The following is a 25,522-nucleotide window of genomic DNA, read 5'->3' as shown; positions in this document are numbered from 1 at the left end:
GATGTTGGCGATGATATCAACTTAGCAAGCATCGAGAAAATGACTACGGTCAAAACAGTACCGCTTGCTTTGCCAAAGTATTTTAAAAATTATCACCGACCGCTCACTATTGAGATCCCCAATACTGGAGAAAGCCCTCAGTGTATCAGCTGCAAAATCCACAACTTTGGAGCAGTATCATTTACCTACAAAATACCATTCAAGGGTACTTTAGAAGATATCCAGAAAGATATCACCGCACTTGATTTCACCTACTACGAACAAAGCTCAGTTGATATCAAAGCAGTTTTTTCTCTCATTAAAGATCACATTAATAAGCCCTATTTTTATCAAACAAGATCATCATACTCCGTGATACAAATTAACCCTGAGCCCGAAGCTATCAGCATTACAAGCCTGAAAGAACTGTACGGCGGCATCATAGCATCTACGCTACGCTTTGAATCAAAAACATTAGCTGAATATCAAAAAAACGACCTTCTTGAATCAGCGATTGGTTATTTTAGAGGCGATCTGATTATTGTCGATACCTATGCCACCTTCCTCTACGATGCTGAATACGAAGAACTCTTAGACTTCTTTGAATTTGCCAACATTCAACAACTTGAATTGCGTTATTATGATCGTGTTCTTGATCAACAACTTAATCTTATTTATGAAGGCCAAGTTGGCAAACCCCCAATGAGCGCTTACTTCCCTTTCATTGGATTATTTACGACCGATTCGGTGTTTGCGCTGGGCAAGCTCAAAGCTGACATCTCGGTGGTCACCGAACGATTGGAAGATAGTGTTAAGCTTGCTGGCGAGCCGTACTATTCAGAACTGTATACCTTGCTCATGGAAAAACTAGATATTAAGAACTGGAACAGCGCTATTGACCGCAAATTAGAGATTATTAAGGATGTACAGACAATCTATCAACACAAGGTAGATGCCATTCGAGAACACATTCTCACCATTCTCATTACCATCTTGATTTTCATTGAACTCATCGTTGGTATTTTTAGCTACTTTAAATAGAGACTATAAATCTGAGAGGCGCTTGCGCGCCTCTAATCTCTGCCTCCGCCTTGAAGCATCTTAACCCTACATCAACACCGTAAATACGCTACTTTCCGCGCCCACCTGCAACCTGCCCTACGATTCATTCATTATCGTTACAACCGCTCCACAATATGATGATTGGCGCACACAGCACTGGGCTAAAAAAATATAAAATACAACTCGACTTGTTTTATCGCTAGCATTACTATTAATGATAAAGCAAATATTAATAATAAAATTCAACTAGGGAAAAACATGAAATCTCAAAAAACAAATATCCATCTATCTATTTTAGCAACGCTCAGTATTTTATCGGGCAGCTTATTTGCTGCACAAGACCCAAATTGGACCCCCCGAACTCCAAAATTAGAAATCGCGATCAACTCCTATTTAAAAGCAGCTCGAGAATATGAGGCAACTGGCCAAACTTTTACCGCATTAACACAAGCAGTTGATCCTGTCATTTTAGAACTCCCCAAAATAAAACAAGCTATCGAAACAATAGCAAAAAAAGACGCTGAATTATTGACTAATGTTTTGAAGGAGCAAAAAACTTTCTTAAATATGGACGACTCCCTCACGACTACTGATGAAGAAAGAGCTCTACTAACTCATACTACTCAATCAACGTTAAGTTTCAAAAATCTTCAAAATCATTTAAAAAAAATAATGGCTATGATCGAAGAAGAGCGCAAAAAACAGACTGCTCTACACAACGTTAAAAAAGCGATAGATCCTATCTATCACCTTGCACAACAACTTCAAGCTATTCGCTTAAAAACAAAAAACAGTTATGAACGACTACAACACCATAAACCAACGGAGCAGACGCAGCAATTGCAACAAAAAATAAACACCATGCATGAAGGAATTTCAAAAAAAGCTGAAGAAATTAGCCCAGAATTTGATGAAGTTGTCGCCAATTATCATGACTTTACTATACTTAATGACAATCCTCACTCAAACACATCAGTACAAGAAGTAGAACAATCTGCTGACGTAATTACCAAACATGCCCAGTCGGTTATGCAAGAATTTAATCTATTGCATAACAAAAGTACTAAATTAGAAAAATTAATAACAGAGTTACTACAACGATCAGAAAAAGCATTCCGTGCAGAAACGAACGAAGCATTAACTACTATGGAACGATCCGTTGCAACCACGATAAACAATGCCAATAAACAGTATAAACAATTACAACGCGATGCTAAAGCCACCAAAGTAACCATAGCTACACAGAACAAACACTATGCGAGCATCACCCGCGCAATACAAGAATTTGACCGCGTAATACAAGCTACTCGCAAAGAGGACAAGCCAACACTAGAAAATGTTTCTCAACAGGCTCAATCCATAAACGCTCTCTGTGAACAATTGCAAAAATCAATCGAAGAACAACAGACACATATACAAGAAGTTCGCCAAAAAAAAACTGAGGAACGACACACACAAGAACAACGAAAAATAACGCACTCTATGCAACAACCTCAACGGCTTGATTTCCAAGAATCAGAAATTAAAAAAGCTGCAGAAGTCACCCTACCTATCATCGTACAAAGACCTTATCAGGATACTAATGACCTGTATATTGGTGCATCTTTGGAGCGCATGACAGAAGCTCGTGACCGCGTAGAAAACGCATTAGTAAACACACGCCAAGATTACGATGCCATACAAAAATTATTGGCCGAAACCGTTAATTCGTCATCCATTGAAAGAGCTCACCAAGAAGCTTTTGCAGCTTATAGGAACGTAGACAATGAGCAATGCATTTTTGAACTCGTATATAACGGCAATCTTAAAAAACTGCAAGCCCTTGAAGAACGCAATAGCCTTGAGCTTGATGATCAACGCGTCAGACAAGCACTGAATAATATTGTCGAACAGGAAAGTAAAATTAAGGGTGCACATGCATACTATTACGAACGGCTACGCAATCTAACAAGCACCGTTCAACAAGAAAAACTAGCAATCAATGCACGACTCATGAATGCAATTTCTGACAATAACCCAATGCAAGTACAAGCCTTGCTTAATTTTAAAGCAGAGCCTTCTGCTACTGCAATAACCCTTGTCAAAAACACACAAACAGTTAGGCAACAAAATAGCACTAAAATCATGGAGCTATTAGAAAAAAAACAAAAAGCAGACGCTGAACAACAATAGATCTCAGTACTGCAAGCCCCCCATTCGCACTACCAAGGAAAGAGCTTTAACTATCGATCAACCGCATGCGATCACGAGACTGTATTTTCAGCTTGAAATTGACGACTTCACCATTATATGCTATAGTGTATTATACGAGGTTATATAAAGCACTTTAATGGAGTGATCATAATGATACCTAGAAGATTCATACAATTTATCCTTTTTATTGGCGCATTAGGTATTTTACAGGGCTCTGCTTCTGCTGCCCAGGTTGCACCAAAAGCACCTGCACTCAAAGATAGTAACTTTCAAGGAGCTGGGGTACTACCTACCTACGATTTCAAGGGAGAAACCTACGTCATTCTTGCCCGTGAAAACGGCGGCAACGACCAAGGCACCTGGGATTCCTTTGGTGGCAGTAAAGATCAAGGCGAAGACCACCCCCAAACAACAGCCACTCGCGAATTCGATGAAGAAACCAAAGGTCTTTTGGAAGATTTTATTGATTTGGACGATAAATCGACGGAAATTATTGTCAGGACACGGCACGGAGGCTCATCATTTGTGCTCTACATCGCTCCACTCTCATCAAAATTTTGTATGAAAACGTTCGGCCACAAGTTCCATAACAAAAAAACTTTCGGTAAATACAACGAAAAAGATTGTCTGGCCGCAGTAAAACTGAGCGACTTCAAAAAAACCATCTCTACCGCTCAAAGGGACCAAAAAACTCACCAATTTGAGCATATTGCCATGACTGCAAGGGTCTACAACCCAAGCAATAGTGGTTTCTTTCAAAATCAAACCATAACCCTACGTCCCCCTTTAGTCTGGTCGCTCCAGCCTTATTTTCAAGGTAAAACGGGCATTCAAGGGAAAGACACTAGAGCATCATTCTACTAATATAAGACATTTTTGCCCCCAGACCCCTATAACTTAGGCTACAAAACCCTTCTCTTCAGGTTCAACTACCCTTTTTTCTCTTTTTGAAAAAAATACAGATTGACTTTTTTATTGCCATGTTTATCCTGATTAATAGAACAAATATTAATTAAAAAAGCAGAACTGAACCATACAACAAAGAATGGGATTATTATGACATCACTCATAACTCGCTATAAAAAATCAATTACGCTTGCAATCCTTGCCGCCCTCATGCCCTCCCTCGTACAGGCGTGTTGTTTGAGTGATTTGGCAAGACCATTTACTGCATGCTTTGAATGCGCAAAGAATACCACTGTCGTAGTCGTTGCTGGTGGCGTTTCATTATTAGGCGCCCTACTCTATAAAAAACAAGCCGACCATCTTAAGCTCTACAAAAAAAACAATGCAGAATTAGCCAAAAAAATTGCAGTATTGGAATCAAAACAAGAGAAAGACCCATACTACAAAATTGCCTCAAAATTAAAAAAAGAGAATAAACAATTAAAGAACTATATTGTGGCTCACAAAATTAAAAATTTACCCACTATCAAAGAAGAAGAGAAAGATTAAAATAACAATAAAAAATTGAGGTTATCATGATATTACTATTCAAGCGAATTCAAAAAACTGTTGTACTCACGACCCTTATCGCGTTCGTACCTACACAGACACACGGAATCTCATGGAGTACTATAGCAAAACCCTTTATTTTTTTATTGGGATTCAATGTAGCGCCTAAAAATGAAGTATCCACAAAAAATTCACCAATTACTTCTTCAATCCAACCAACTCCAAAAACGTACCTGCCAACCTATGCTTTGCGTAGCTTGGCTCTTATAAGTGCTGGCATTATAGTCTGGCTTTACAAAAAAGATGCCCATATACAAGCATTGAACGAGCGCAATACTCAGCTCAGCACTGCACTTGCAAGCATAATCGACGCAAGCCAAAAACGAGAAGATCGTATTGAAAAAAATAAAGCTGAAATTACCCAACTCCTGGATGCCAACAAGCAATTAATAGCATACATTGAAACATATAAAACAACGGCCGAAATTGCCTTAAAAGCTTGCCATGAAATCGATTACTATAAGAAGATTAACGAAGAACTGGCTCAAAAAATTACAAAATTAAACCATCCCAAAGACTATAGAAAAATCGCCTCGAGACTCCATAAAGAAAATAAAGAATTAAAAAAATTTATCGCAGAACGTAACAAGACACATATATTTCCTATACACGAAGATGAAAACGAAGAAGAGAAAAACTAAGAAAATAATTATAAAAAAAAAGAGGTTATCATGATATCAATACTAAAACGTTATAAAAAAATAATTACATTCGCACTATTAATCGCCATGACGCCAGCGCCGGTACAGGCATGGCAATGGAGCGATTTAACAAAGCCTATTACTTCACTGTGGGAATCCGCTAAAAAGAACACCGTCGCATTTGTTGCTGGTGGCGTTGCTTTGGTTGGTGCCGCTGCGGGACTTTTATGGTACAAAAGCAATAGAAAAGCACAACTTAAAAAACATGCTGAAGATACTAAAAGGGCTGCTGAAGAAAAGGCAAAACGAGAATACGATCAAGAAACAGAAAGAATACTTCAAGCTCAAGCCGCCCGAACAAGGGAAAATTTAGAACGTACAGAGAAAGAAAGAGCAGAAGCAGAACGCAAGGCCATTGAAGAAAATAGAAGACAAGAAGAAGCCGATCATAAACGAAGAGAAGAGCGCAAAGCACAAGAAGAACAAGCTCAAAAATTAGAACTTGAACGTAAACAACGAGAAGACCAGATTCGTGAGGCACAAGAAGAAGCTGAGCGCCAAGCTGCCTTAAAAAGACAGGCTGATGAACTAGTAGAACAAAAACGCCTGACTGAAGCTAAGGCACGCGAAGAAAGAGAACGCAAAGCACGAGAAGCCGAAGAGAACTTCCTTGATCAATTAGTTCATGAAGCGCTAGAAGGTGCTCAAAAAGAACTTAACGAGCAGGCAGCACAAGAAGCTCAAGAATCAGCACTCCTAGCAGAACAAGCGCAACATAAAGCTCGGCAACAATATTTGCTAGATCTAAAAAATGCACAAACACGTGCACAACAAGAAGCTGATGCAAGACTACGACAAGCTGAAGAAGCACAAATAAAACAACAAGAAAAAAAAGAACGTAAACGATTAGCGCTAGAAGAACAGAATAGACAAGTCGAAGTACAACAGATGTCTCTGGCAGAAGAACAACGCAATAAAGAGCTTGAAGAACAAAAACGCGTTGCAGAAAATCTAGCCGCACTCATTAAACAAGAATACGAAAAGGCACACAAAGAAGTCGAAGGCTATTCAGCTGAGGTTGACAAATTTATAACAACAACGCGAGGAGCGCTCAAAACAGCTAACCCCGATTACGACAGTATGTTAAAAGCAACCAAAGATTTTCTAGCTCGCATGAATCCGCTCAAAGAATTGATAGGTGGTATTCCTTCCCCCTATGATAGGCATGAAGAAGGTATCATAAAGAACTTTCAGAGAACCTCAGTAAATCCTCGCGGAGCATATGAAACTCTTGCTAGAATTTTAAAACTGCAAAATCCCAAAAATATGCCAACAAACGAACTTGAGAAAGTCATAAGAGAACGATCAGAGCCTCTTAAAAAGAGCGTAGAAAATGGCACAGCAACACAGGAACAACAACAAGAATATACAGATTTAAGACAACTTTATTACATATTCCGCATTGCTATTAAACGAGCCATCTACGATGCATACCTGTATGGTTGCACAATAGAAGGTATTGATACTACTTCCCTGATTGTAAAGCAACAAGAACTATCTTTAGCTTTAAATGAACTAGAAGACTCTATTATACAGAGAACTAACGCAGCGACCAAATCGCAAGCAATAGCTACACCTCAAGCTGGATGGCTTGCATCCACTGCTTCGTCCTTTGCTGGTTACATCTTAAGCCCTTTTGCTCCAACCCCTAGCCCAGCACCACAAGCATCAACTACACAGGGACAAACGCAAGCTACAACCTCTTCAGACGAAGAACGTAAAGGCAATGCCGAACAGCAGTATGGTCACGATGCCGATAGACAGTTCACCCCATCACCTATCATTGAAGATCATTTCTCACCAAGACATACAGCATCAAGCAGTAGCAGTAGCGCCAGTGCTCCTCTTCCAAGTCCAGCAACAAGTTCCGCACAAGCTCAACAACGTGCCCAAAGTGCTTTTGCCGCGATAGCTATACAGACACCCAACACGCAAAATCGAAGAAACGCGCTTTATGAAAAAATAAAAAAACATGATGCAGATGACAAAAATACTCACGTATCGCGCTATCGCAAATCTTGGGCATTGTTTGGTATAACGCGAGCATTTAATACCTACATATTAAACAATGCATTCACCTATCATCGCATTACTGATGCACCTACAGCACAGGATACCTTGGTCAATGGTGTATACGTACAACTTGACGCGGCAGGAAACATACTACGTATATGCGATAACAAATCACCTCTTATTCTTGGCAGCATCCCATCAGAAACAAAAGACATCGAAAAACTAAAAAAAGAATACCAATTAAAACAAGATGCAGAAATAGGTGTACATAGACTAAATCAACAATTTGAATGTGATTGGGCTGGACTTACTAAACTCACTCAAGACGATCAAACACTCAAAACCTTTAAATACCCAACCTATGATTACGGCCCTACGTCGTTTATCGACCTTATACGTGCTGTGCGCGACCTTGAAAATCGTAGCAATACCGCACAACAACTTGCCTACGTACATTGCAAAGCTGGTAGAGGACGCAGTGCATTAGTAGTCGCAGCATATCTAGCCTATGTATGCCATAAAGCAGGCGCACAAGTAACTCCTCAGGCGCTTGAGGCATTTATTAAAGGCAAACGTCCGGTTATTGGGCTGCATAAAGAACAACAAGAGCTTTTACAATTATTTTGTGAAGCCCTTGAGCATTACGGAAGTTTTGACAACATATATACAGAGCATAAAGAGGCTATCCAAGCACGTGATAAAGAAGTACAAGAAAGCACCACATCTGCACCACAGCAATCACCAATAGACCATGAAACAGCACGTAGATACGCAGACGCCTTAGGAGAAGACTTCCAAGAGTTTGATGAAGAAGATGTCAGTGAGGCACGAAAAGCATCCCCATCTGCCGCCTGTGAGGGCTGCAATGGAGCTGGAGCAGGAGCTGGCCCTAAAAAACACACCTGTGGCAAGTAAGTAAATCCACTATAACAAAACAGAGGTTATCATGATATCAATACTAAACCGTTACAAAAAATCAATTACATTAGCACTCTTAGTCGCCATGACATCTGCTCCGGTCCAAGCGTGGGAATGGAGCTCCTTAACAAAGCCTATTACTTCCCTGTGGAAATCGGCCCAAGAACATCCTGTTGCCGCTATGACTGGTGGGGTCGCCTTAATGGGCGCTGCAGCACTATGGAAGCTCATCCAACAACCATCAACTCTTTCTTTGGAAAAAGTAAAAAAGTTCGTTAAAGAAACGAGTTGGTCAGATATAGGACAAGGAGCAATGACTACGATAGGAACCGTAACAAGTTTTGTGGGATTACTCGCTGCGTATAAAAAAATTATTATTCCTGGTGTTGTTAGTGCAAGCAAGGCAGTATGCAATACAATCAAGCCACATGCAAGCGCTCTCTATAAAAAAATACAGGATAATCCAAAACCTATGCTGCTCATGGGTGGTATTTTTGCAACATCACTGTGTTTGCAACGACATGCTCTCAACAAGCAACGCAAAAATTGCCAACAAGAGATAATCAATAATACTCGTTTACGTAACGAGCTTGCGCAAAAAGAACACGATAAGCAAAGTAGGCTCAAAGAATTCCACGAAGAGAATAAAGAGCTCCTCAAAAAAAATGCAGCACTGGAAACAAAGCTCTTAAGAAGCAAAGAAAAAAATAAAATTTTAACGCAAGAAATAAGAAATAACTTATCTCCTGCTCAAAAGGATATTACTGAACTCATCGCAGAGCTAAAAGAAAAAATGCGCCAGCTCAAAAGCAACAGCGCGACTCTTTCTCAACAGAATTTAATCAATCAAGCTTTACGGCTAAAAACTGAATGCGACATCCATATACAGACCTTATATATACACGGGCATCATAATTGGGCTTTACACACACAAGAGCTCCTCAACCTCAACGAAGGACTCGACGCTCTACTAAAAAACATATCAGAAGCGAATGAAAAAAAAGCTGCCGAAAGCAAAGGAGATAACGATGATGACTACTATCAAGAACTTACTACTGGCGATCTCACAGAAGAAGATATTGCAGCTATGCGCAGCCACTAAAAACAAAAAACTTGTAATCATTTTAAAAAATGATGAAAATTCTAACGATAATGAGTTATGCTTCTAAGAGCATGCTTCTTCTATACATGATTCGTTAAAAAAGGATTTTCATGGGCTTTGAAGGCGACTGGTATAACAAAAGAATTATCTACGCAATCATCGGCATTATTACTTTCACCCAGCTCTGCCCCATGACACCTCCTCCAGAAAAATCTAGCGCAGCAACCCCTACCATCAATCGCCTCATGAGCCAAACGCCACCACCACGACCTTCCGTTTCTTTTGGCAGACCCGCCGATGAAAAATCCGCTACTCATGAAAAATTAACTGCTCATGGCGACCTAGATGAGAGAAAATCCCCTGACACACCACTAGAAAAAAAAGCCACCAGCTGGTATGAAACATATCGTATTGTAAAATCTGCAGCCTTCTTTTATCCAAGTCGCGTATACACCTGTTTGAAAAATGGTGGCGACGCCTTCACCTTTCATCAAATAACCGAGGCCCTCACCGCACAGGACACCTGCACGCACGGTGTTTTTGTAGAGCGCGATGCCAATGGCGCTATTGTTCGCATAAGCGATGGTAAAAAGCCCATTATTTTGAGCAGCATTCCCTCATGTGCACAAAACATACAAAAACTCAAAAAAACATTTGCGCTGGCCGACGATGCAACCATCGGTGTCTACACACTCAATAGAGAATTTGAACGTAGTTGGTCGGGACTAGCAGCACTTGCAAAAGCCGACCCCTCACTTGCTACTTTTCAATACCCAACTATCGACTATGGGGCACCCAGCTTTGAAGATATTTTACGTGCCGTTCGCGATCTTGAGTTGCGCGTTCTATATGAACACGAACTTGCCCTTGTGCATTGTAAAGCTGGCAGAGGACGCAGTGCAGTAATCGTAGCGGCAGCCCTTATCAACATCTGCCATAAGGGGGGCATTAATGGCACACCCGAAGCAATTGAAGCGTTTTTATGTTTAAAGCGTCCACAAGTCTCCTTAAATTCAGAACACAAAGAAGCATTATCAGAATTTTATACCAAACTAAAACAAGCAGGAAGCTTTGACGCGCTCTATGAAGCCAATCAAGACAGTATAGAAAAACGGGATACTGAACTAGAGGCCGAACGAGCATAATAACTACATAACATTTTAAAGTAGCAAGAATAGTAATTAAAAAAAGGAGCACTGAACATGATACCACCTATTCATCACATAGCACAGATACAGGAACAAAAAAAACCTGAAATGGCTGTCTATATTAAAGCAATAATGAGCACTAACTATGATGATTCATCTTCCGACGAAGAAGACGACGAACATGTCACCTTACTCTCTGACAGAAATACAGCAAAGAAAAAAAATATTAAGCCCATAGAAAAACCAGTAGATATTAAAGAAAAAGTTGTAGCTCTACAACAAGATATTGAGACCTTGACAAACAGTGTCAAAGATTCATCAGCAATCAATATGAATCAGGAACTTTCAAAAATAATCAGCAATCTGCAATATTTGCATGCTCGAAAAAATCAAACATTTGAGGATATGGATCGCCAGTATACCGAAAATTTTAGAATCACCGGTCAAAAACCTACACAAGCATATGAGATGATTGGACTAAAAACAGAACATGCGCATACGTATACATCAGATTTTTTAGAACAAAGAATACAGAATTTGGAAAACACCAAAGATCAAAAACAGTTTTTAAAGGTACGACAAGCACGTGCTGCTTTTGGAGCACCATTTTGTAATGAAGTCGCCATAGAAGATTATAAAACATACCTTTATTGGAAGCAAACCGGCAAACAACCACCAATCATGCCTCATCTTCTGGACCATACGCTCATTGGTCATCTTGAGACTATGAATGAACAACTACCTCAATTAGTTAGCAAAGCAGACGAAAAAGGGCTCATAGCACGAACAACCCCACCTGTAATTGATATGCAAAAAAATGAACCCGCCAAACTTACTGTAAGGCGCACTTCTCCTGTTGAGTACATAGAAAAAGAAGAGCCGGCCCCCGAAGTTGAGACCGGCATTTTGTTTGCCTTAGCTAGTTGGCTATTTAGCAGTGATGAATATCATTAAACGTTAAAGCGAACGAGAATAATATCGCCATCGCGCACAACGTAATCTTGACCTTCAGTCTTGAGCTTACCTAATTCTTTAAGCTTATTGACGGTGCCTGCAGCAAAGAGATCTGCTGCATTAAATACTTCGGCGCAAATAAATCCGCGGTCTAAATCGGAATGAATTTCACCCGCTGCTTTGCGCACGGTCATACCTTGCTTGATAGGCCATGCGTGGACTTCTTTTGGTCCGCAGGTAAAGAAGGTAATCATCCCTAAGTTTTCGTAGGTCTTGCGGATAATAATATCCAAACTACGTTCTTTAAGACCAATAAGTCCCATCATCTCTTGCGCATCAGCATCGGCAAGTTGTGATAACTCACACTCAATTTTTGCCGAAACAGGCACAACACGTTCAATGCCAAATTTGCCAACAACTGCTTGGTAATGCCTATTATTTTTATACGCATCGCCCTCAAGTTCACCTTCGGCAACGTTAGCAATCACCAGATAATTTTTTGCCGATAAAAGCGAAGTTGTCTTAACTGCTGATTGCGCCACAAGATCGCGTACTTTGACTGCATCAGCTTGGTCCAAGGCTACTTGTAATAATTTAAGTAATGCCAATTCAGCTTCAAACTCTTTACGTTCGATGGGCTTGTTTTGTGTTGCCTTAATTTCGCGCTCAACTTTTTCTATACGTTTTGCAACGGAATCTAAATCTCTGAGCATTAATTCCGACACAATGATATCGTAGTCAGAAAGAGGATCGATCTCATCGCCTGAATAAATAATGTTCGAGTCTTCAAAACAACGTAGCACATGCAGAATCAAATCAACTTCGCGAATGTGACTTAAAAATTGGTTACCCAATCCTTCACCAGAAGCTGCACCTTTTACAAGACCTGCAATATCCACAAAGGTAACGGTTGCAGGTATAATTTTTTGTGAACCAAAAATTTTGGTTAATTTTTCAGAACGAAGGTCTGGCACTTCGGTAATAGCCAAATGCGGATCAATCGTACAAAAAGGATAGTTTTCCGCTGGAACACTTGATTTGGTTAATGCATTAAACAGTGTTGATTTTCCAACGTTTGGAAGGCCAACTAAGCCGGCTTGAATACCCATGGTTTATTTTTCACTTTATTACTAAGAATTTAAATTAATTATTTTGCCACACTAACTTTTGCTGGTCGGAGAACCGTACCCTTAAAAGTAAATCCTTTTTGCAAGATTGCAACGATGTCCCCTGATGCATGATCCGGTGAATCAACATGCATTAATGACTCATGATACTGAGGATCAAACGGCATAGATGCTGGAATTTCCTTGATTTCATGCTTGTCCAAAAAGCGGTAGAATGATTTACGAATCATATCAAACCCAGCAAGCATTGTTTGCATTTCAGGTGTTGCGTCTTTGACCGGTTGCTCAAAAGCACGGTCAAAATCGTCAATTATTGGTAAAATATCTTGAATCACCGCTGATTGTGCAAAAATCTTCCATTGTACACGCTCTTTATCAACCCGCTTGGTGAAATTATCAAGGTCAGCTTGCACGCGCATATAGCGATCTTTCCACATATCTCGCTCTGAAGCACACGTCACCAGTTGATCTATTTGGGTTTGGCCCGCATCCGTTGCGTCGGATGGTGTTTCTTGCTTGCCCATTGCATCATTAATCATATCTTTTATATCGTCCATGACCATAAAGTCCCCCGTCGTAAAATTGCTATTATTTAGTATTTAGCATAGCAAAATGGGCAAAAGTAACAATCGTTAATGCAAGCAAAACAACGACAAGACTTCCCTTTTTGTCAGATTTTTTCTATATATATAGCTAGAGCAGAACATAACCACAGCCTAACTCATGGAAAAATCGGATGAACCCCTTCTATCTAGTCATTGCCATTGCACTATCAATCGTCATGCCCCTATCGGGTATCGACAATCATCATTTTTATCGCGCAAGTTTTTTATTTGCCGAACCACGACTTGAAAAAGATTGGCTCACCACCGCCGACATTGTATTGGCGGGAGGATCAACAAAAAAAGGCCGCAACTGCCTGGGGAAACTAGTTCCCCTCTTTGACATCTATGGCACCTGCAACATGCGTGTGTTGGGCAATGGAGTACCTAACAAAGATAGTAGCAATCCTGCCGATGCAGCACTCATAGCATTAAGTCAAACAGAGGCAAACGGGTGCTTTGCTCATCTCTCATTCCCGGGCTATTTTAAAGTTATAGAATCAGACATCGTCCTCTATCAAAATTTTACCCACGGACTTTTTACCCAATTCTATATGCCCGTACGCCGCTTTAAAATACACCCTCAACATTTTTTCGACCTGAGCCAGACCCACTCAGTACCTGCATGGAATAACTTTTTAACAAAGTTTAATGCAATTTTAGCACGTTACGACCTGAGCCTTTGCCCCATAGAACAATCTGCTATTGGCGACATCAGCCTCCTTCTTGGGTGGACCATCAATTACGAAAAGGCCACAACATTAGACTTTATCGATTTTACCATCAAAGGTGGTATTCTAACCCCAAGCGGCACTGCAAGAAGTGAGCACTGCGTGTTTGATATTTCTTCAGGATACGATAAACATGTTGGATTTCCCGTGATATGCGATCTTTCAATTGGTGCTTATGAATGGCTCACCACTGGACTTCACATCGGCGTGCTGCCTTTTTTGAATCGATGCAAAAACATGAGAATTAAAACCGATTACCTGCAACAAGGCCTGATTACGCTGGCCCAGGATAGAGCAACAGTTCATCAGGGCCCATTATGGGATATTGGAGCTTTCTTTAAATGGGACCATATTGCCGAACGATTTTCGTGTACATTAGGCTACACCTTCGCCCAAAAAACTCGCGACTACATAACGCCTCATGATCCTATCTTTAGTGCAACCATCGCCTCAAGTGATGCACGGCTCCAAGGCTGGCAAATGCACACGGTCCATTTGGCGTTCGAATATGATTTCAGTAATCAAGATGAGCTTGTTGGCCCACGCATTGGCTTATTGTTTAATGCGCAATGCGCGGGCAAAAAAGTCTTTAAAAATTATACGGCAGGCGGCTACTTTGGCCTTGACCTATCGTGGACTATCTAGGTTGTTCTTCCGCTGCTTTGCTATCAGCCTTAGAAGACATTACCTTATCCAATAATGCTCTTGTTTCTTTGTTTGCGATATCATAAGCAGTTTTCTTATCATTGTTCTTAATAGTAGTGTCCAAATCAGCACGCTCAAACAATGTCGCTATGATATCATTATTACGTTCCTTAACTGCTAGGTGCAATGCTGTGTTTCCATCATTATTTTGGTCATTAACCTGAGCGCCGTTTGCCAAAAGCACTGAAACCAAATGATTCTGCTTAAGAAGTCTGGAATTACCCGTTGGCATATCGTCCAGTGAAGCTGATATTGCTATCATAAGCGGAGTATTACCATTTTTATCTTTCGCATTAATTTTTGCACCTTCCTTCAATAAATCTATAACCGTGTCTAGGGTGGTATAATCTGTAACCGCTCTTAATAAAACATCAGATGGATCCACAACTTTAGTTGCTGCCACAGGCTTAGTTGTATCGATTGCCTTTGGAGCTCCCCTTGGCGCAAACAATCTACTTGTTGGTAACAACAACATCGCGATCAATAACTTACTCGAATTCTTCATACAACTCCTTATTATTAAAAAACAATACACAACCATAACACACTACTAGAACCTAGGAAAAAAAATCAATACTATTGCAACGTAACCGTAATGCAAACAAGTAACATGAAAAACTTGCTCCCCTGGATGCCTGCATGGTATAATAATTATGGAATTATTGGAGATACTTAATGACTATTAGGGCTGAAAATGACGTGGTTTAAAAGAATAAAAAATCTTGTACTGCTTTGTGCGTTAATGACAACATCGTTTGTCAAAAGCACAAATTTATCAAGCCCCATCAACAAAACGCCTACAACTCTCCCACAAAAACTTCCTTCTGCTGTTGACGCACTACAATCGCCCCGTGTGACCGTATGGCTCCACGGCACTAAGTCCTTTGGTCTCATCTCAGACTTTATTCATGCAACGCCAACACAGGGGTTAATCCATGCAAAAGAGCTGCCAAAATCATATCGCCTACATCATACCATTGCCACTCTTTCTGCCACCGACCCTGTCAAATTCCCTCTTGAACATTTTTATACATTCGGATGGTCAGGAAAATTGAGCTTTAATAGCAGAAAAGAAACGGCGCAAGAGCTTTACAATGCGCTCAAAAATTTGTCCAAACGTTATACAGAAGAACACGGAATTACTCCGGAAATCACCCTCATAACCCATAGCCATGGCGGAAATGTTGCATTAAATTTGGCAAAAGTACAAGATCCTGATAATCAACTCAAAGTTGAAGCAATCTTATTGGCCTGCCCAGTACAAAGTGAAACACAAGAATTAGTTAAAGATCCCCTATTTAAAAAAATATATTCATTCTACTCGCGCAAGGACTGGATGCAAGTCCTTGACCCACAAGGATTTTATCTAACCGACAACAATCTCCGACGTCATTGGAAATTTTCCGAGCGCGAATTTCCAGCTCATCACAACCTCTATCAAGCAGAACTAACTATTAACAATAGTGGCATCAATCATGCTGGCTTTTTGTCTCAAGAATTTATTGCATTGCTGCCCATGCTTGTTGATGGATCTGAAGAGTGGAAACAATCAAGACCAAGCCATAACAAAAAACAAAAGAAAATCTTAGCACTGATTCGCTAACGTCAGCGTAACAATGTCTCTGTTATCTTCTCTCTTATCAAGGCAACTCCAACAGCAACCCTGCGCCAAAAGTCATCATCAGAGGCTGTGGTCATCTGATGAGCCTCAACCTGCATATAATCCATAATGTTCAAAAGATATTCAATCTCATGCGCCTTATGAGTCGATTTGACGTGAACCATCTCATTAATACATGCTTCAAGAGCGGCCAGGTGCAGTACTATATCGTCCTTTATACGTGCATCATTGCTACTATGCGCGCGCGCAAGCCCCATGCATCCACGAGTTTTGGTACAAGCAGCATAGGTATTTTTTAACGATGAGCTAGGAAATAAAACATCCAAAAAAGCTTTTTTTGCGACCGAATGGGCAACATTCTGAGCTGCGACGGCAACACAGCCATACATGGCCACCCCAAAAAAAATCCCTTTTGCCCAGTTCATACCCTTATCCCCATTATATTACGTCACACCATAGCTCCATATTCTTTATTTATTATTGCAAAATAATATTCTATTTGTAAATGAATAGATGTTTTCTTAGGTTAACCATGAGCCAAACAGCCATCTTATCTGCAAGATCTATTCTAATTTGAATAGTAACCAAAAATAGACATTGCAATAAATTCAAAACAGGTTATAATTAAGGGTAATGATAGGTTATATTTTTTTAAAAGGGGGGCTCTTTATGAAGAGCACAGTAAAAAAGACATTGTTCATACTTATAGTGGCAAGCAGCTTGCATGCCATGGGCATGGATACGGACCATCAAAAGATTGTACGTAAAGCATGTACCATGCTTGATGAAGTCTCCAGCGCCATTAACGCTAATCATTTATATTTTAATCAAATCAGCATTGTTCAAAAATTAGTATGGCGCAACAAATTAGCATCGCTACCAGAACACATTAAAAATTTTAAACCTGCCGATGACCGTAACCGCGGCGCAAGGTTCTTTGGCAAAACAATCCTGGAAATACTGCAAGAATTTAATACTTCACTTACAACCCTGCAGCACGAACAAGAAATAGCCTACAAAAAATCACAGATTAAAACGCATATTGAAGCCATCAAGGCACAATTGACAACCTTAAAAGCCGATGGCACGCAAGCACCCCAAACGACCAATTACTTTGGGCTCATATTCATACTGATGTTTGCATCTATAGCGAGCATGGCCAGCTATTATCTATTAAAAATGAAACAGTAGGTTATTCTTATTTTAAAAATGAAGGATTTTTATGAAAAACAATCTAAAAAAGACATTACTTATCACAATTCTCATGTCAAGCTTACCCACATTTGGTATGAACATAGAGACCAGACAACCACAAGCGCATGAACCAAAAAAACAAATAGAGCATGATGATAATAATAGCATCAAAGAGCTTCAACAATTAATAAAATCCCTAACACTTGGAATACAAGAACTTCAAAAATCAACATTTTCAGAAAATGAAACGCAGCAATTCATAGTAGCCTTTACCATAAGTATACAAAACTTGCTGGCATCAGTATTCCCAGAAAATGAGACTTCTTACTTATTAAAATCAGAGATCACCTTATTACATAACTTGCTTGAAAAAATGAGACTACTTCACCAAATACTCATTGAAAAAATAGCTGTTTTTGCTAAGATCGATAATAAACAAGCCACTGAGCTCTCTGACCAATATCTTGCATATTTAAACGACCTTTTAAATCGCTTTGACCAAAATCTTGCATGCTTCATGCCTATAAAATTTCAATCGACATTAGAAAAAGATATCGAATCCCCACAACAAACAAAGCCGACAATAAGCGGGCAAGCTACCCAACCAGCAACATGCGCATCTCAACCAATTAAAAATCCTTGTGCCGACGACCTAAAAAATAGCACGGTACAAAAAACATTCGCCACTGCAGCTACCGTAGAAAACTACCTCCCTAAAATATTAGCCACATTAGCGACCCTTGGTACCGGCATTTATTTTTTCCTTACGTAACAACGATATATTATGAAAAAAATAATACACACCCTAGTCATAGTAACTTCTCTCATCATTGGACATGCACTGTTCGGCATGAATACCCCTTCAGCTGAATGTCCAACCGACACATCACAAACACCTACTTCACTCATCAACAAACACTCAGTTACCAATGGACTAATTACCCTCAGCACCGCAATGATCAATGGCACACTCTTCCTTCATCAAAACCTCAGTGAGGCATTCTTTGATGGCTCACTTGATAACGAAACAAAAAATAAATATGTTGAAAACTTAGAAGAAACACTATTCAACCAGGCTAACCAAACCCTAGCCGCCGCTGGATCAACACTAAAACTATCGCGAACAACTCTTGAATCATGGATAAACAACATCAAAAACCTAGCGACCGAAAAATTATCGGCTGCAACAGCTACCGTCAGAAATCAACTTCCAGCGCTCGCTACCATTACAACCTTAAGCGTCAGCACCTACGTATTTTTCGCCTAACACGATCACAAGAGGCTATTTACATATTTTCACCTCATAGGTATTCTTTCACTGGACAATCAGGCCGATCTCTTGGTGTAAGTTTACCTATGAGGATATCATGAAAACTCAGCGTATGTTTTATGTAACGGGAGCAAGCTTACTCCTTTTAATGTGCCCGACAAATGCAATGAATTTTTGCTGTTGCTGCATACAAGAATCGGAAAATATTCAGAAGCCCCTTCTCAGCAAAGCGCTACAAAAACCAACCCCTACCCCTTCAACACCTACCCACATAACACAGACAACTGCTCTTGCTCAAGCAACCATCTCTCTAGACACAACCGTCGCTCCAGAACCAATCAAAAATCACAGTATAACAGCAACATTGCACTACGATGCAACAAGCAGCACTATGAGTACAAGCTCACCACTTATCCAAGCCTTAATTAATGCAAAAGCACAGGTAGTACTGACACCTTCTCCATCAATCCTAACCAATAACATCAATGCCAAAAAAATTATAACCCAACAACCTGGCACCACCACGTGCTCTCTCATGGATCTTTCTGAAATAAAAAACTAGAATCTAAAAAAAAGCCTCACTCATGCTTATGCACGGTGAGGCTTTTTTAATTCTTAATGAGGATCCCCTGGAAAAGGGCTTGAGCCTATTCTGGGGATACAATAATCTAGACGACTAGAATGGCAAATCGTCTTGGAATGGTGGCTCATCTTTAAAATCGATTTCGCCGGTATCTCTGCTTGATCCAGCTGATCTTGCAGGAGTTTCTTTAGCTTTAACCGCACCAGCAGTTTTTGCTCTTTTTTTAATTTGGTCTATTTGACCAAGTAATTCACGTTCAATGTTTGCATCGAGTTGTGAGGTGGAACCACCATCAGCTTGCTCGTTGTCTTCTGATGCTGACGCACCAGCTTCTGCGCCTGAAGACAAGAACACAATACGATCGGCAACAATTGAATGTTTGCTTCTCTTTTGTCCGTTTTGATCTTCCCAACTATCAAGCTTTAAGCGACCTTCAACAAGAATCGATCTGCCTTTGCTCAAATATTGACGGCAGCTTTCTGCTTGCGCGCCCCAAACATCAACATCGATGTAGCATACTTCTTGTACCATTGAGTCAGTTTGTCTGTTTTTGAACTGACGATTACTCGCAAGTCCCAAACGGCATACTGCTTGACCGGAAGCAAGTTGCTTGTGTTCTGGATCTCTGGTTAAGTTTCCAACCATTACCACGCGATTATAACTAGCCATAATAAAATCCTTCCAATTCGTTTAATTTTTATACATAAACCTATAGTCTACTATGAACAATCATAAAAAAATGTAAACAACTACTTTTTCTTTTTATGATCTTATTTTACTGCTTTTATATCAGAAACATGCTTCTCAAAATCTTTTTGAAAAGCCACGGTAGTTTTTTTTAATGCTTCAAATTTTTCTACATACGCATCAAATTCTGTGTCACTTAATTTTTTCTTTGCAATCTTTTTACTATATTTGTCTAATTCTTGCCATTGTGTCGTGATAGCATCACCACATTCCTTAAGCTCATCACACAATGCGCATACTTCTTTTGTCCGTGCATTTACTGGTACTGTCGACTTTTTTAAATCTTTAGGAACTATAAATTCATTCATGGCGCCAAGCGAACCACTCACAAACAATAAAACAAAAAACATATATTTTTTCATAACGAAACCTCTATAGAATACTACTTTGTTTTAAACTGTTTAAGAGCAATCATCGAATATTGCACCAAAGCACCCAGTGCCAAAAAAGCAACAATACTTAACACGCTATAGTATACGGCAATCGACATCCAATTAAAAAAATAACAAGCAACAATCCCTATCACACACCCCATTTGCAGCACGCCTGCTGTTTTGCCAAACATGGTCGGCTTGATAACAATGGAACCTTTATATCTATAAATCATCAAGGCACCGACAACAATGAGTAGCTCCTTACAGGCTATAAGCACTACAAACCAAAAAGGAATGGTACCCAAGGGTGATTGTACTGTCGCTAACGTAAAAAAACAGGAAAGCACTAGCAACTTATCTGCTATAGGGTCCAGCGCTGCGCCCAACAATGTTTGCTGATTAAATCTTCGCGCTAAATAACCATCGAGCATGTCAGTAACACCCGCAAGCAAAAACAATACGAGCGCGCTGCCCCAATATGCTTTAAAAATAGCCACCACAATAACAGGAACAAGCGCCATGCGCACTAAAGTCAAACCAGTCGACCAGGTCATTCGTTTTTCACGCTCAGGAAGATTATTAAAATAATTAAACATTCATTACTTTCTTATACGTATAGTTATTTTGCTATTACACCAGAGCCAAGACAATACTCACCATCATAAAAAACCGCAAACTGTCCCGCGGCTAATCCTTGGTCATCTTGAGCCAAAACCACATGCCCTGTGCCATCAGCATTGAGGGCAACCTGACAGTCATACAGCATTTTACCATGTCTAATTTTAACCTGCAGATTTTTTTCAGTCGGCGCATGACCAGAAAGCCAATTACATTGCTCAATCGTAAAACTATTACGTACCTTATCCGACGAATAGTAAGAACGAGAAAAATAAACAATGTTCTTATCCACATCTTTGGCGACTACGTACCATGGCCCACCAGCCAATCCTGAACCTTGTCGTTGACCAATGGTATGATACCAAAAACCGCGATGTGTGCCCAATTTTTTGCCCGTTTCAAATTCCAGCATGTCACCAGGTTGTTCACCCAAATAATGCTTAATAAAATCACTAAATTTAAGTTTTCCCAAAAAGCAAATGCCCTGACTATCTTTTCGATCTTTATTAGGCACATCAAATTTTTGTGCTAAGGCACGAACTTCTGATTTTTCTAAGTGACCAATCGGAAACAATGCGCGAGACAATTGCGCTTGGCTTAAATGGGAAAGAAAGTAGGTTTGATCTTTAATTAAATCAGGTGCTTTTTTAAGATAAAAAATGCCCTCTTTTTCTTCAACTTGGGCGTAATGGCCTGTCGCCACTTTTTCAAACTTTGCGTCCAAGTAGTCTAAGAAAAAGCCAAACTTAATCTGTTTGTTACACAAAACATCAGGATTTGGCGTACGGCCGGCCTTAATTTCAGCAATCGTGTAAGTGACCACATAATCCCAGTATTCTCTTTGTAGAGATCTAACTTCAAGAGGCACGCCTGCTTGGTCACAAACTGCCCGCACAAAAGAGAGATCGTCTTCCCAAGGACATGATTGCCCAAGATAGGAAAGTTCATCCTCAAGCCAAATTTTGAGGTAAAAAGCGGTGGCCGTATGTCCTTGCTCTTGTAAAAGGCGTAAGGCGATGGTGCTGTCCACACCACCAGAAACTAAAACTGCTATATTCATAAGCTCTATTTTTTATAAAAATGTATGGAATCAAGACTCGTTAAGTATAACAGACCTCAATACTATTAACAAACCACCCTAGTCATAAAAACAAAAAAATGGGCTTATCTCTAAAGACAAGCCCATTTTAATTACATAAAAGAATACCGTAAGCTCTCGCCCCTATTAATTATTAATACTTATAGTTGCGTTCTTCTTCCTCTTCTTCATAATCACGCTTTTCATCTTCAAAATCCGCAATAGTCGTAGTAGTAGTTAAATCCATATCGATAGTGGTAGTTAAAGTCATATCGGTTGTGGTTAAAATCATATCTGCACGAGCTCTTCGCTTCTTGGTACCAGTCAAAGTCATATCTTCATATGCTCTTTGCTTCTTTGTGCCAGTTAAAGTCATATCTGAATATGCTCGTCGCTTTTTGGTACCAGTTAAAGTCATGTCAGTATAAGCTCTCCGCTTCTTTGTGCCAGTTAAAGTCATATCCGCATATGCTCGTCGCTTTTTGGTACCAGTTAAAGTCATGTCGGTATAAGCTCTCCGCTTTTTTGTATTAGTTAAAACCATGTCGGCTTCAAAATCATTAGTAACAGTTAAAATCATATCGTCAGTGGTAGTTAAAGTCATTTCCGCTTTTCCCTTATATTCCTGACTTGCCACCACACATGGCGCAGCCGAACACAATAAGCCCAATAGCAAAATCTGTTTAATAGCAATCTTCATACCAACTTCCTTCTTTTTTTGGTTTTCCATAACAAAAAACACCGTGCTTTTTATTTTCAACCGACATAATGCCATAGGAAGCAACCAAAGACAAGAAGTTCAAATAAAGTAAATTTTTATCCGCTTGTAGTCACGAGTTTTTATAGATTATTCTACGTTGAGACAGAATATTTTTAATGCAGCCAAGGAATTAAAATCATAGCCTCTATCGCCGGCAGGCGAGCTTCAACCTACTCCCCATTTTTGTAGATATCTTTGCCGACCAACCACATACAACTTATAGATTAAAAATGCTCATATATAGGCAACAATCTGTAATTCCTAATACGATGGCATCCGAAGCAGCCCGCAGCCCAACGGGCGAAGTGATTGTGTTGAAAGTCAATAATTTTTCTATTTTTAAAACATCATAAGGCAGGATTCCACATTTCTCCTTTTCTAAGCATAGTGTTTATTATGACAATAAGTTTGCGCATTACTGCAACTAGTGTAACTTTAGGCATTTTTCCTGCGGTAATTAATTTGTCATAAAAGATTTTTATTTTTTGGTTATGGCAACTAGCAGTAAGAGCAGCCATATAAAGCAATGTACGCGGGCCTGATCTGCCGTCTCGAATAAAAGACTTCCCTTTCCATGCTCCACTTTCTCGAGAAAATGGAGCTAGCCCGGCAAGTGATGTAATTTGCTTGTTTCCTATAAGGCCTAATTCTGGCAAACTTGCCAACAATTCAATTGCCGTGCATTCTCCAACTCCAGGAACAGACATGATTAATTTTGCTTTATGCTGCCATTCATCATCCTGCGCAATCAAATCCTTGATGTCTTTAATTATCTTTTCGATTTCTTTTTCGAGAAATTTCAAGGCTGCTTCAATGGATTTCTTGGTATAAACACTCTCTGGATGCTTCAAGCGATTCTTTTCCATTGTTGCGCTTTTTATAAGTTGCTTTCTGCGCTTGTTTAATTCTCTAAGTTGTTGTTGAGCTGCTGTTGGCATAACCTTTCTGATCGACATAGTTGTATGTTTTTGTTCAGCATAGGCAGCTATTAATTTAGCATCTGTGGCATCTGTTTTGCTTTTTATACCTTCTGATATAGCAAATCCTTTAATGCGTCGTGGATCAATATGCTGGATATGAAAGCCATTTCCAGACATCATTCTAAGCATACGATTTTCATAGCCTCCAGAAGATTCGCAAGCAACAACTTGTACATTGAATTTGGATAAATATTTGTTAAGGTATTTTGCACCCTTATCAGAATTTTCAATGCGAAGTGCCTTATTCATTGGACGTATATAAACATCCAAAGTGGCCATAGAGACATCCACACCGACATAAACTTTTGTTAAGTTATCCATAGTATTTTCCTCTGCCTTGTAAATACGGGGTCATTGCCCCAAGTGATTGTACGGGGTTTAATACTCAAAAGCGTTAGGTCCTGTACTTTGGAACGGTTTCTATGAACCAAGGTCCCCACAGGATCCTACCGCTTTATTCAAGTTAAATATCTAAAACTTGAAAGGTTGTTTTCAATAATAAATATGACCTTACAATCAACATACAAGGTCCCCTTTGGTGTGCGGGATTGCAAAGGGTGTTCACAAGAACATCACTGTGCCCGGTTCGCTGGAAGCGAAAAAGAGAATACAATAACGATAGATTGGCTCCTAGCGAGTAGCGTTATTTCTTTGTCAAAGCAACCGCTTTTTCATCGGCAAGCTTTTTGTCGGCCGCAACTTTATCAGCTGCTGCTTTTTCATCGGCTGCCTTCTTTTCTTGCGCGGCTTTCTCTTCAGCTGCCTTTTTCTCTGCAGCTGCTTTTCTTTCAGGCTCTTCTAAAAGATTTTTCACGTTAGGGCCCGCATAATCTCTGGCACTTTTACCAAAGTTATTCTTAGCATTGGAATCAACACCGGCCTTAACCAAGGCATCAACTACATCTCTGTGGTCCTGTTGAGCCGCGAGAATAATCACCGAATCACCAGCGTTATTTTGCGCATTCACATTAGCACCGGCTTTGATTAATGCATCAACAATTTCTTTGTTACCTAAAAGTGCCGCAAAGGCTAACGCGGTGTGCCCTTGCTTATCTTTAGCTTCAATGTACGCAAAATGCTCCAAAGCGTCCTCAACACCATCTAAGTCTGCCAAACCTGCAGCTTCAAGCAATTGCTTAGCCAAAGCATCTGGCTCGATTTTATTAGCTATTTCTTCTACTAACGACAGCTTAGGAAAACGCTCGTTATCTTTAGCATTGATAGTCTCAAAATCTCTTATTGCACCAGCGACAAGCAGTTCTTTTATGATCTTTTTGTTTCCGGTTAATGAAGCATACATCAGCGCTGTCCAGGGATAGCCATCGTCTTTTTTAAACTGAGCATTAACATCAACGCCGTCTTGAATTAATTCTACTACTCGTGCAGCGTCACTTTTAAAAGCAGCTTCCATAAGCGGCGTCATTTCATGTAGCACCTGTTGTTCATGTCTTTTTCGCTCAAAATTTACCGCCACACATGGCGCAGCAATAAATAATAGCCCCACCAGTAAACTCTTTTTTATACCATTCTTCATACTTTATCCTTTA

The 25,522-nt window shown here is 39.9% G+C and carries 26 protein-coding genes; 15 read left to right on the top strand and 11 right to left on the bottom strand.

Translation table 11 applies throughout. The annotated features are described in order from the left end of the window. The 9 genes from NTX86_04685 to NTX86_04645 form a co-directional block, all read left to right on the top strand. Positions 1-1,020 (top strand): hypothetical protein (locus NTX86_04685; protein ID MCX5922593.1); only part of this gene is annotated, 1,020 nt, incomplete at its 5' end. 279 nt (positions 1,021-1,299) lie between these two features. Further along, the gene (locus NTX86_04680) at positions 1,300-3,213 is read left to right on the top strand and encodes a hypothetical protein (GenBank protein ID MCX5922592.1); all 1,914 of its coding nucleotides are present in this window, start codon (positions 1,300-1,302) and stop codon (positions 3,211-3,213) included. A 171-nt stretch (positions 3,214-3,384) separates the two neighbouring features. After that, complete coding sequence (locus tag NTX86_04675; protein MCX5922591.1) at positions 3,385-4,098, top strand: NUDIX hydrolase; 714 nt, start codon at positions 3,385-3,387, stop codon at positions 4,096-4,098. Positions 4,099-4,290: 192 nt separating this feature from the next. Continuing rightward, entirely contained in the window at positions 4,291-4,689 is a 399-nt protein-coding gene (locus NTX86_04670; protein MCX5922590.1) for a hypothetical protein, read from the top strand. A 26-nt stretch (positions 4,690-4,715) separates the two neighbouring features. After that, positions 4,716-5,390, top strand: a complete 675-nt coding sequence (locus NTX86_04665) for a hypothetical protein (protein MCX5922589.1) — start codon at positions 4,716-4,718, stop codon at positions 5,388-5,390. Between the two features lie 30 nt (positions 5,391-5,420). Further along, positions 5,421-8,378: a hypothetical protein gene (locus NTX86_04660; protein MCX5922588.1), complete on the top strand. Its 2,958-nt coding sequence runs from the start codon at positions 5,421-5,423 to the stop codon at positions 8,376-8,378. Between the two features lie 31 nt (positions 8,379-8,409). Further along, positions 8,410-9,483, top strand: coding sequence for a hypothetical protein (locus NTX86_04655; protein MCX5922587.1), 1,074 nt, complete (start codon positions 8,410-8,412; stop codon positions 9,481-9,483). A 110-nt stretch (positions 9,484-9,593) separates the two neighbouring features. Continuing rightward, entirely contained in the window at positions 9,594-10,628 is a 1,035-nt protein-coding gene (locus tag NTX86_04650; GenBank protein MCX5922586.1) for a hypothetical protein, read from the top strand. A 57-nt stretch (positions 10,629-10,685) separates the two neighbouring features. Then, positions 10,686-11,585 carry a hypothetical protein gene (locus tag NTX86_04645; GenBank protein ID MCX5922585.1) on the top strand — a complete coding sequence of 300 codons (900 nt, stop codon included), beginning with the start codon at positions 10,686-10,688 and terminating at the stop codon, positions 11,583-11,585. Here NTX86_04645 and ychF read toward each other — a convergent pair. Both ychF and NTX86_04635 read right to left on the bottom strand, forming a co-directional pair. After that, positions 11,582-12,694, bottom strand: a complete 1,113-nt coding sequence (gene ychF / locus NTX86_04640; GenBank protein ID MCX5922584.1) for a redox-regulated ATPase YchF — start codon at positions 12,692-12,694, stop codon at positions 11,582-11,584. The genes NTX86_04645 and ychF overlap by 4 nt on opposite strands. 38 nt (positions 12,695-12,732) lie before the next feature. After that, on the bottom strand, positions 12,733-13,275 hold the full coding sequence (locus NTX86_04635) for a nucleotide exchange factor GrpE (protein ID MCX5922583.1): 543 nt from the start codon (positions 13,273-13,275) through the stop codon (positions 12,733-12,735). Between the two features lie 173 nt (positions 13,276-13,448). On the opposite strand from NTX86_04635, the gene NTX86_04630 reads away from it, so the two are divergent. Beyond that, on the top strand, positions 13,449-14,690 hold the full coding sequence (locus NTX86_04630; GenBank protein MCX5922582.1) for a hypothetical protein: 1,242 nt from the start codon (positions 13,449-13,451) through the stop codon (positions 14,688-14,690). Here the strand turns inward: NTX86_04630 and NTX86_04625 are convergent. Further along, the gene (locus NTX86_04625) at positions 14,683-15,255 is read right to left on the bottom strand and encodes an ankyrin repeat domain-containing protein (protein ID MCX5922581.1); all 573 of its coding nucleotides are present in this window, start codon (positions 15,253-15,255) and stop codon (positions 14,683-14,685) included. The genes NTX86_04630 and NTX86_04625 overlap by 8 nt on opposite strands. Positions 15,256-15,444: 189 nt before the next feature. Between NTX86_04625 and NTX86_04620 the strand changes: the two genes are divergently transcribed. Further along, positions 15,445-16,353 carry an alpha/beta hydrolase fold domain-containing protein gene (locus tag NTX86_04620; GenBank protein ID MCX5922580.1) on the top strand — a complete coding sequence of 303 codons (909 nt, stop codon included), beginning with the start codon at positions 15,445-15,447 and terminating at the stop codon, positions 16,351-16,353. Between the two features lie 2 nt (positions 16,354-16,355). On the opposite strand, the gene NTX86_04615 is transcribed toward NTX86_04620, so the two are convergent. Then, a complete protein-coding gene (locus NTX86_04615; protein ID MCX5922579.1) occupies positions 16,356-16,796 on the bottom strand; it encodes a hypothetical protein in 441 nt (146 codons plus the stop codon). Positions 16,797-17,040: 244 nt separating this feature from the next. Here NTX86_04615 and NTX86_04610 point away from each other — a divergent pair, with 244 nt between their 5' ends. The 4 genes from NTX86_04610 to NTX86_04595 all read left to right on the top strand — a co-directional run bounded on the left by NTX86_04610 (position 17,041) and on the right by NTX86_04595 (position 19,397). Then, on the top strand, positions 17,041-17,562 hold the full coding sequence (locus tag NTX86_04610; protein ID MCX5922578.1) for a hypothetical protein: 522 nt from the start codon (positions 17,041-17,043) through the stop codon (positions 17,560-17,562). A gap of 31 nt (positions 17,563-17,593) precedes the next feature. Next, on the top strand, positions 17,594-18,337 hold the full coding sequence (locus tag NTX86_04605; GenBank protein MCX5922577.1) for a hypothetical protein: 744 nt from the start codon (positions 17,594-17,596) through the stop codon (positions 18,335-18,337). Between the two features lie 12 nt (positions 18,338-18,349). Next, entirely contained in the window at positions 18,350-18,832 is a 483-nt protein-coding gene (locus tag NTX86_04600) for a hypothetical protein (protein MCX5922576.1), read from the top strand. Between the two features lie 100 nt (positions 18,833-18,932). Further along, positions 18,933-19,397 (top strand): hypothetical protein, encoded by a 465-nt coding sequence (locus NTX86_04595; protein ID MCX5922575.1) that lies wholly within the window; start codon positions 18,933-18,935, stop codon positions 19,395-19,397. Between the two features lie 114 nt (positions 19,398-19,511). On the opposite strand, the gene ssb is transcribed toward NTX86_04595, so the two are convergent. The 7 genes from ssb to NTX86_04560 form a co-directional block, all read right to left on the bottom strand. Continuing rightward, the gene (gene ssb / locus NTX86_04590; protein ID MCX5922574.1) at positions 19,512-20,087 is read right to left on the bottom strand and encodes a single-stranded DNA-binding protein; all 576 of its coding nucleotides are present in this window, start codon (positions 20,085-20,087) and stop codon (positions 19,512-19,514) included. Between the two features lie 101 nt (positions 20,088-20,188). After that, a complete protein-coding gene (locus NTX86_04585; protein ID MCX5922573.1) occupies positions 20,189-20,527 on the bottom strand; it encodes a hypothetical protein in 339 nt (112 codons plus the stop codon). A 20-nt stretch (positions 20,528-20,547) separates the two neighbouring features. After that, the gene (locus tag NTX86_04580) at positions 20,548-21,135 is read right to left on the bottom strand and encodes a CDP-alcohol phosphatidyltransferase family protein (protein MCX5922572.1); all 588 of its coding nucleotides are present in this window, start codon (positions 21,133-21,135) and stop codon (positions 20,548-20,550) included. A 23-nt stretch (positions 21,136-21,158) separates the two neighbouring features. Then, a complete protein-coding gene (mnmA, locus tag NTX86_04575) occupies positions 21,159-22,217 on the bottom strand; it encodes a tRNA 2-thiouridine(34) synthase MnmA (protein ID MCX5922571.1) in 1,059 nt (352 codons plus the stop codon). Positions 22,218-22,389: 172 nt separating this feature from the next. Beyond that, positions 22,390-22,935: a hypothetical protein gene (locus NTX86_04570; GenBank protein MCX5922570.1), complete on the bottom strand. Its 546-nt coding sequence runs from the start codon at positions 22,933-22,935 to the stop codon at positions 22,390-22,392. A 407-nt stretch (positions 22,936-23,342) separates the two neighbouring features. Next, on the bottom strand, positions 23,343-24,296 hold the full coding sequence (locus NTX86_04565) for an IS110 family transposase (GenBank protein ID MCX5922569.1): 954 nt from the start codon (positions 24,294-24,296) through the stop codon (positions 23,343-23,345). A gap of 322 nt (positions 24,297-24,618) precedes the next feature. Beyond that, positions 24,619-25,509, bottom strand: coding sequence for an ankyrin repeat domain-containing protein (locus tag NTX86_04560; GenBank protein ID MCX5922568.1), 891 nt, complete (start codon positions 25,507-25,509; stop codon positions 24,619-24,621). Positions 25,510-25,522 lie beyond the last annotated feature (13 nt).

This window comes from Candidatus Dependentiae bacterium, assembly GCA_026389015.1.
In the GTDB taxonomy this organism is placed as follows: domain Bacteria; phylum Babelota; class Babeliae; order Babelales; family Vermiphilaceae; genus JAPLIR01.
The sequence above is the reverse complement of the archived record's forward strand: the minus strand, read 5'-3'. Positions and strand labels throughout refer to the sequence as shown.